Origin of the sequence: Nostoc sp. LEGE 06077 (assembly GCF_015207705.1) — a bacterium.
In the GTDB taxonomy this organism is placed as follows: domain Bacteria; phylum Cyanobacteriota; class Cyanobacteriia; order Cyanobacteriales; family Nostocaceae; genus Nostoc_B.
This window is the reverse complement of the sequence record NZ_JADEWI010000110.1, coordinates 1-7,347: the sequence shown is the minus strand read 5'-3', so window position 1 is coordinate 7,347 and position 7,347 is coordinate 1. Positions and strand designations below refer to the sequence as shown.

10 protein-coding genes are annotated in these 7,347 nt (G+C 43.6%); 8 read left to right on the top strand and 2 right to left on the bottom strand.

Annotation, left to right across the window (positions count from 1 at the left end; all coding sequences use genetic code 11):
• The coding region (locus IQ244_RS31825; protein WP_193900650.1) for a DNA primase family protein at window positions 1–2,688 on the bottom strand (2,688 nt) is incomplete at its 3' end.
• A gap of 568 nt (window positions 2,689–3,256) precedes the next feature.
• Window positions 3,257–3,418, bottom strand: a complete 162-nt coding sequence (locus tag IQ244_RS31820; protein ID WP_193900649.1) for a ribbon-helix-helix domain-containing protein — start codon at window positions 3,416–3,418, stop codon at window positions 3,257–3,259.
• Window positions 3,419–3,680: 262 nt separating this feature from the next.
• On the opposite strand from IQ244_RS31820, the gene IQ244_RS31815 reads away from it, so the two are divergent.
• The 8 genes from IQ244_RS31815 (at window position 3,681) to IQ244_RS31780 (ending at window position 7,309) form a co-directional block, all read left to right on the top strand.
• A complete protein-coding gene (locus IQ244_RS31815; protein WP_228059299.1) occupies window positions 3,681–4,205 on the top strand; it encodes a hypothetical protein in 525 nt (174 codons plus the stop codon).
• Window positions 4,206–4,430: 225 nt separating this feature from the next.
• Complete coding sequence (locus tag IQ244_RS31810; RefSeq protein WP_228059298.1) at window positions 4,431–4,922, top strand: hypothetical protein; 492 nt, start codon at window positions 4,431–4,433, stop codon at window positions 4,920–4,922.
• A 4-nt stretch (window positions 4,923–4,926) separates the two neighbouring features.
• Complete coding sequence (locus IQ244_RS31805) at window positions 4,927–5,343, top strand: hypothetical protein (RefSeq protein WP_193900648.1); 417 nt, start codon at window positions 4,927–4,929, stop codon at window positions 5,341–5,343.
• Window positions 5,340–5,498 (top strand): hypothetical protein, encoded by a 159-nt coding sequence (locus IQ244_RS31800; RefSeq protein WP_193900647.1) that lies wholly within the window; start codon window positions 5,340–5,342, stop codon window positions 5,496–5,498. Before IQ244_RS31805 ends, IQ244_RS31800 begins: the two co-directional genes overlap by 4 nt.
• 267 nt (window positions 5,499–5,765) lie before the next feature.
• The gene (locus IQ244_RS31795) at window positions 5,766–5,963 is read left to right on the top strand and encodes a hypothetical protein (protein ID WP_193900646.1); all 198 of its coding nucleotides are present in this window, start codon (window positions 5,766–5,768) and stop codon (window positions 5,961–5,963) included.
• Window positions 5,960–6,223: a hypothetical protein gene (locus IQ244_RS31790; protein ID WP_193900645.1), complete on the top strand. Its 264-nt coding sequence runs from the start codon at window positions 5,960–5,962 to the stop codon at window positions 6,221–6,223. Before IQ244_RS31795 ends, IQ244_RS31790 begins: the two co-directional genes overlap by 4 nt.
• 102 nt (window positions 6,224–6,325) lie before the next feature.
• Window positions 6,326–6,628, top strand: coding sequence for a hypothetical protein (locus IQ244_RS31785; RefSeq protein ID WP_193900644.1), 303 nt, complete (start codon window positions 6,326–6,328; stop codon window positions 6,626–6,628).
• A 9-nt stretch (window positions 6,629–6,637) separates the two neighbouring features.
• Window positions 6,638–7,309 (top strand): hypothetical protein, encoded by a 672-nt coding sequence (locus IQ244_RS31780; protein ID WP_193900643.1) that lies wholly within the window; start codon window positions 6,638–6,640, stop codon window positions 7,307–7,309.
• The last annotated feature ends 38 nt before the right edge of the window (window positions 7,310–7,347 follow it).

Sequence of the window (7,347 nt, the reverse complement as noted above, 5' to 3'; positions counted from 1 at the left end):
TGGTTGAGGTTTCAAGCCTCGATCAATGCAGTCGTCCTGAAAAGATGAGGGTGGAGACAACGCGGTTGTTGGGGCTGTATTATCGCCTACACCCCACACCCTATCCCCTACACCCTGCCCCGTTGGCACATGATCAAAACTAATTCCTAGCAGTGCTTGTAATTTCCGCTTACCCGATGGGTGAGGAACAGTGCCTAATTTGGCTTTGGGGAATAATGTCTTAATTCTGGGTAGGGCTTGGTTAATCGCCTTGACTGTTTTATCACTGGGCTTGGACTGTTCCTGCCAAATCGCTTTCACCTTGCCATTGCTAGATTCCTCAAACGACAAAGTACCGTTATCCATGTACCAATTCTCCAAACGTTGCCAAATATCAAAGGCTGTGACAATGCCACTGGGGTTGTAAGCCAGCCCCGTATCCTTGCAGAATTGGAACAGGTGCGAGTTTTCTGCCTGAATCTCCTCCAATGCTTGCTGAGTGCAGCTGTAGTCGATGCCCTCTGTGATTAATGCCTGAAGTCCAGCAATCATCTTGTTTAAAAATGCCGGGGCGACACACTCACGCACAAAATCCACGTCATAAGCGAACCGGGGGTCAGCTAGTAACTCATCGGGGTTGTTGGGGTCAGGATTGGTCTTAAATGTTTTGCGGAACAGCAGGGCAACAATGCGGTCGAGAGTAGCTTGAATTGTGCCGTGCAATGGCGGAGTGTCATTCAAGTTGAAAATGCCGATGGCTGTGGGGTCATATTCGATGTGGTCTTTGCCTTTGCGTTCTGAGTGTAAGATGTTACCAGTAGCAAATAACTTGAGTGATTGAATTTTATCGAGTCTTGTGGTTTGTGGGTTCTCTGATGCCCAATTCACCCGACTATTGACGAGTGCAGCTAAGGCAAATTTTCGCCCTTCATCGTAAGCCACAAAGTCAGCTAAGGAGCAGCTGGTCATGCCTTGATGACCGTAAATAATAGATACTACCGAACGTATGGAATCCTTACCATTTGCACCCAAGCCACAAGCTAGTATGACCTTTGTTTCTCGTCCGCGACGCTTGCGAACTTGGGCTAAATCAAGGCTTGCTCCCAGATTCCTTAATAAAATTTGCTGTTGTGGCTCGTCTAAACATTCCAGCAAAAGATCGCAGTGGCTAGAGTTAGCCTTGGGGTCATACTTCACCAATGGCTCATAAGTATAGAAGTGTCTATCAGGGTCGTGTTCTTCTAACACAGGCTGGGGTATAGCGCCTGACCAATCAATGCTTAACACGCCATTGGTACAGTTGACCCCTGGCGGGTTGAGTAATTGCGGGTCAATTTCCACTCGCAGCTTCACCCACTCCAGCAACTCTTTTACCTTGTTGGGTTTGGCGTAGGGGTAGGTGATGACATAACTATCGCCGTTTTTCTTGATTACCGAATAGGAATTGCAATAATTGGTGATGCGCCGACGCTCAACGGCATCAGGGGAGTATCTGTAGCCTTTGCCATGCCAGTAGTACAGCTTGCCATCGGCACAAATCCATTTGCTTTCACCGTAAAGGGTGTTAAAGCCTTTTTGGAGGAATGTGCTGTCCGGCTCCTCATCGCCCAAGTCAGCAACATCTAGTGGGTCTTGGGCTAGTTGTTGTTGCTGTTGGGCTGTAATTTCTGCAATCTGCTGGAGTAGTAGCTCTACTAATTCGTCGCCTGTCATGCCCGACTCAAAAATGTCTGCTATGTCTCCTTTATCTTGCAGGTTGGGTTGAATTTTTAGCAAGTCGATGGCCACAAAATTTACTCCGGCTTGGTGGCAAAGCTCTTTAATTCGCTGTTGCTTGTTCCAGCCAGTTTCATCATTATCAGTGCAGTAAGCCAGTAAAAAATCTTTACCTGTACTGTGCTGGATTTGGGTTAAGGAATGGAGGATGTCACCGTCAGAACTGCTGCCTACCCAAGTAATGCTGGCTAAGTTTTCTAATCGGCTGGCTTCGACGCATTTTTCACCTTCATGGGCTAACAGTACGGGGATGCCGTCTGTGGCTTTGATGATAGCTTGAGCCTCATCTTGTCTGTAAGCAGGCCATTTTCCTTCTTTCTTCCAGGCAACCTTATTAGTTATGGGGTCAATTCGGCTGACGGAGAATGTTTTGACTCTGCCTTTGGGGACAGCAGCACAAGGACAAGAGAATCTGTGAGCTTTTCGCCCGTTGCTATAGTCGTATTCAATAACTGTGATTTGTTTTAATTCCTCTGCTGTGGCTCCTGAATCTGATAGCCTGATGGCAACGGATTTGGGAACGAAATCGGGTGAAAAGGGCTGTGGTGTGGTGATTTCAGCGTTGAGTCTGCATACCTTTAACTGCGATGGGTCAACATTTAAAACCTTGGGTGGGAAGGCTGGTTTTTTCGCCGTCAGGGGCTTGAATCTGGGTAGTGGTGTGTAAGTACCAAGTTTTCTTTCTTCTAATACCTCACTCCAAGGCTTGATTGCTTCTCGAATATCTCGGTGAAGGCAGTCATTGTAACAACTGTATTTGCCGTTACTGGGGTTGACGCTTAAGTTATGACCACCGCAGGCTGGGCAGATGTATTTATTTTTCTCTTTGGCTGGTTCTAGCTGGTCTACGAAATTGCGAATGTCAAAGGAGGCGATCGCTCCTGCCATAGCGGAGTGGTCAACGGTTTCGTGTCCTTTTAACAGAGCTACCATTGTGAAATCCTTATGGGGTAAATGATGTAGGTTTTACCCCCCCCTGAAGATTCACCAAGGCTTTAATCAAATTTCTCTATAACCCGTTGCTACTGTTCATCGGAACTGTTACGATTGGGTTATAAAGAAATTTAAATAACTTTTGTGAGGTTTGTCTTCTCGGACTGTTAAACAACTTGCTTCCAACAAGTTGAGTCCAGGGAGGCATTCTTTTCTTATGTATATCGATAGACAAAATACTTAGAAAAGATGGACTAAGGGTATAGTCCTCTTTCATAATAAGTGATCTTCAATAAAAATAGATAGTAAATTATCTAAGTTGCGAAAATAAAATAATTTATTTTTTATCTTCAAAGGAAGATATAGCTATACTTTTAAAGTTTATTTATTAATAATTAAAAACAACTTTCTATCACCCAACAAAAAAAATTAGTAAGGTGATATGAAAATAATTATGTTTATCTGACGTGTTCTCTAAAGATTGAGTGTGTAGCAATTTAAACAAATCAGCAGTAAATAAATTCTAAATAAGAATGCTTATGTACTGAGTGAAAGTTAATAGCCATCACTACTCATCTTCTGGGATCTCCAAACCACGACTTAGTAAACCATCTTTAATTAAAAGTGTTGCCATTTGAGAAACTGTGCGGCTTTCTTTTTTGGCTAACTCTGTAACGAGGTTGTAAATCCCCATCGGGGTAACAATGCTAAACTTCTTACCTTTATACATCAGATCAGACACTAGCGGATAGTATCATCAGTGTAACTAATAGTTCTGCGGAAATCTATAACTTTTACTAGCGGATAATATCATTTACTATCTGCTAATATCTGCTAGTATGAAATTATAGACGCTGGACGAACACACGTAAAAGTAAAACGCCTAGCGTAATTCAGATACAGGCTTCTCAAGAATCTATCCAAAAAGGTTAGCAACAGCCACATCTATATATATGCAATGTGGCTGCTACTAGCTTTATAGGAGAAAGCAAGTGTACAACATTTACTTTGCAGATATTGGCAACTTCACCAGCATTACTGCCCTCAAAGGTGAAAAGCCGCGTGTGATGCGCTCAGTATTTCAAGATGTAACCTACACCAGTGCCAGGGACTACGACACCGAAGACTCACCCAGCGTCAAACTAGACAACAAAGTATTAGTCTTGGGCGAACGTGCTACCAAGCAGAAAAACCCGCAAACCGCCGCCGAGCGAGGCAAACAGTTACCAGAATTCGTCAAACCCTTCACCCTGGCAGGACTCAGACAAGATTTTGAGGGAACAGTCCGCTTCTTAGTACCAGAGCGTAATCATTGGGAAGAAGATGCTATCCGTCAAACATTGATTGCGGATCATCAAGTCACAGTCAACGGTAAAAGCTATAAACACCGCATTAAGAATGTTGAGTTTTACCTAGAAACTGATGTGGCTGTCGTCAACTCTTACAAAAAAGGTTTCCTTGATATGGAAGGAGACACACTCGCCATAGACATCGGTGGTGGGGGTTTTTTGCATTAACCCCCGAAAAGGGGGATTCTAGAATTTGTTGTTGAATGGTACTTCACTCTTTTGATTAGTACGCGATCGGTGAAAGCTAGTCAGTGTGAAGAGTATCACTATTTCTTAGACGATCTAAGAATGGTATTTTGAGACATGTAAAGAGACATAATTCAGACTTGTCTCAAATTGTATACTTTCTGAGACGGGGTTTAGCCAAGAATCTTATCTGGCAAGAGTTATAGGGTGATAGCATCAAAACTCACTTTTCATAATCCCCCTTTTCGAGGGTTTATCCCAAAAACCCCTGGTGGCACTACTAACTATGTTGTGATGACCCCGAATGGTGAAATTCTCACTCGTCGTTCAATCCCGAAGGTGGGCGGTGTCTCCCTGGCTAACGACATCATCAACTCTGACTTAATGCAGAGTTACGCCTTGCGCGATAACGTTGCATTCAAAGTGGCCAAGATGATGGATGCAGTCGCGGATGGTTCCCTAACTTACGGGCGGAAATATGATTTCAGTTCCGTCTTCCCTAGCTTATTAGAAAACTGGTTTAACGGGTTGATGGACGGCATTACCACAGCCGCTAATGATTACTTGGCAGATGTAACCAACATCATGCTGATTGGTGGATGTGCAAATCTAGTACGCCATAAATTGAGTGCCAAACCAGGGTTTTATATTCCAGTTGATCCTCATCTGTCCAACATTCAAGCATTGTTAGCTATGTAAAAAAATGCAAGTACGTTTAGCGGCTATTGTTGCCGCCAAAGTGGAGGGAATTAGAATTTCACTTGACTATTTAAAGTTGAGTGACACCGTAAATCTGCTGTTGGATGCAATCAAACATAAATGGGACTTGAAATTAACTAATTTGTCACAGATTGAGACAAGTGAAACAAGAGTGAGACTAGATAAACGCCATTATGCTTGGTTGTCACAATACGGGTTAGAGCGAGGGATAAATATAGCCTCTGCCACAAATTTATTAATTTCGGAATACTTGGCAGGCAATGTCAGCAGTTTTCAAACACCTCTAACAAAAACTGTGATTCAACAGTCAGAAATTCAAACAGAAGTCACACCAATTGAACAAACACAAACAATAGATAAGCCGAAAGGTCAAGCATTGATGAGGAGTCTTAAATTATGAGTCAAACCCGCGTAGTCCTGGACGAAAAGCACATTTCTAAAGCCAAAGAAATCATTGAACAGACAGGAATCAACACTTATTCTCAGCTATTTACCATCTTGTTGGTTAATTACGGTGACACCCTTGTTAAGTCTTTAAAAGGCAGCAATGAATAACTTAAATCCAGTCTATGACTCAACCCTACTAACCAATTCCAAGGTTTATCAGATTGATATAACACTGTATCAATACCTCTATCAAACAGGCACAAGAGAGCATCCCAAGTATCACTTTTGCCCTTTAGCTGGACAACGAAAGAAGGCTGATTTACTGCTCAATCACAAGACTTTAACTTCTCGCTGTTATGAGGTCGCAGGAATGTCAACTAGCCTAAGTGTCATCAGTCAAAAATCACTGCAATTATCGATTTTTTGAGGTGAATTATGAACACTCAACCGCTACCAGAATTGATTGCACAAGCCCAACAATTAGTAAACCAAATTCGGCAGCATCCACAATATCAAAGGTTGAACTTTGATTGTGATGTGACCCTTGGGGACGTAAGCCAGTTTTTCAACACACTGCAATGGACAGCCGCAGATTCAACTGTGGATGTTTCGAGAGAGGGTTTTCATCAATGAAAAAGCTGATTGATTATCTTGATAATGTCTTACAGGCAATTGCGATTGCACTGTTTATCTCGGTCGGATTATTCGCAAGCGGAGCAATGATTTGTCATGGTTTAAATCTCATAGCTAACAACTATGCCCAAGATGCCTTGATTCGTCGTGTTAATTGGGCAAAGCATAGGGATTTTAGTATTGGCGGAATCTTTGTTTGTGGTGGAGGTTTCTTAGCCAGTGCAATAGCTAGAGCAACTTTCTCTGATGTTGATGAATAACAGAGGAGCGAACGCACAGCCTGAGAAACTACTGCGTTCGCACCCACTCATGAATGTATCTCCGCCTAATGAAGAATACACTACACAAGGATTTTACCAAGAATGAATAAACCCATAGGCTACTTCACAAGCGTCATGCCGGGAGATGGTTCATACCTGGATGAGCTTCAGCAACAGTACGGCAGCACATTTGAACAACTGGGCAAGGTAGAAAAACTATTGCTGTTACATGGGGTTGTCCAAAATCTCTTGAGTGCAGAGATAAATGTCTCTGGCGGTTCAGCAGCAGTAGAGGCACTTTCAACAGTTTCTCCCATTGCCCAAGGTCTCCATAAACGAGTCAAAATAGGCGACCACTTGGGATTGGCAGAAGCATTGATTAATCAACTCAAATACCAATGCTAGGGGTGAAACATGGCTCGTAATTATGGAACCGCCAAGCTGAAAAACCATATCCCCAATAATGCCCCTGGTACGCTCAACGCAATGGGCAGTTTGTTTGATGTGTCAGCAGAAGACTTTAACAAAGCAGTGCAGGGCGACCAAACGGTAATCACCAAAATTGCAGACATGGCGCGATTGTCTGACACTGCCAAAGCCAATTTACCCAAGGCATTGGAGGCATATCGGAAAATCATTGAAACCACTGGGGATGTGAATCAAGCCTACGCGGAGTTGGTGCAACTGACCCAGAAGCATGGAACGCAAACCCTCAAAGCTATCAACACATCGAAAATTGGTGAGCAGCGTTTCAAAAACGAAGTGACCGAGATGCAGTCTGAACACGTTAACGCTACGACTGCCGAGGCTACCCGTCACGCTCAACGGTCAAGCCTGATTCAAATATCGGGGGCGACGGCTGACTTAATGGCTCTAGCAAAATATGAGGCGGATTTAATCAAGGCATCTAATAAACTGCCCGAAGCCCAAGACGCAGCAGATCGCGCTTATGAAAATGCGGTAACAGGCGCACTGTGGACAAACGGTAGTGAAGCCAAAACAGACAGAATACCCAAGCCAAACTACAGCCGTACTGCTGGGATTAGTCGAGTAGGGCAGTGGTTTCGCAACTTCATGGGCATTTAAGCCCTAGTTTGTGCTTGCGCCAGGGAACAGAAGAGAGC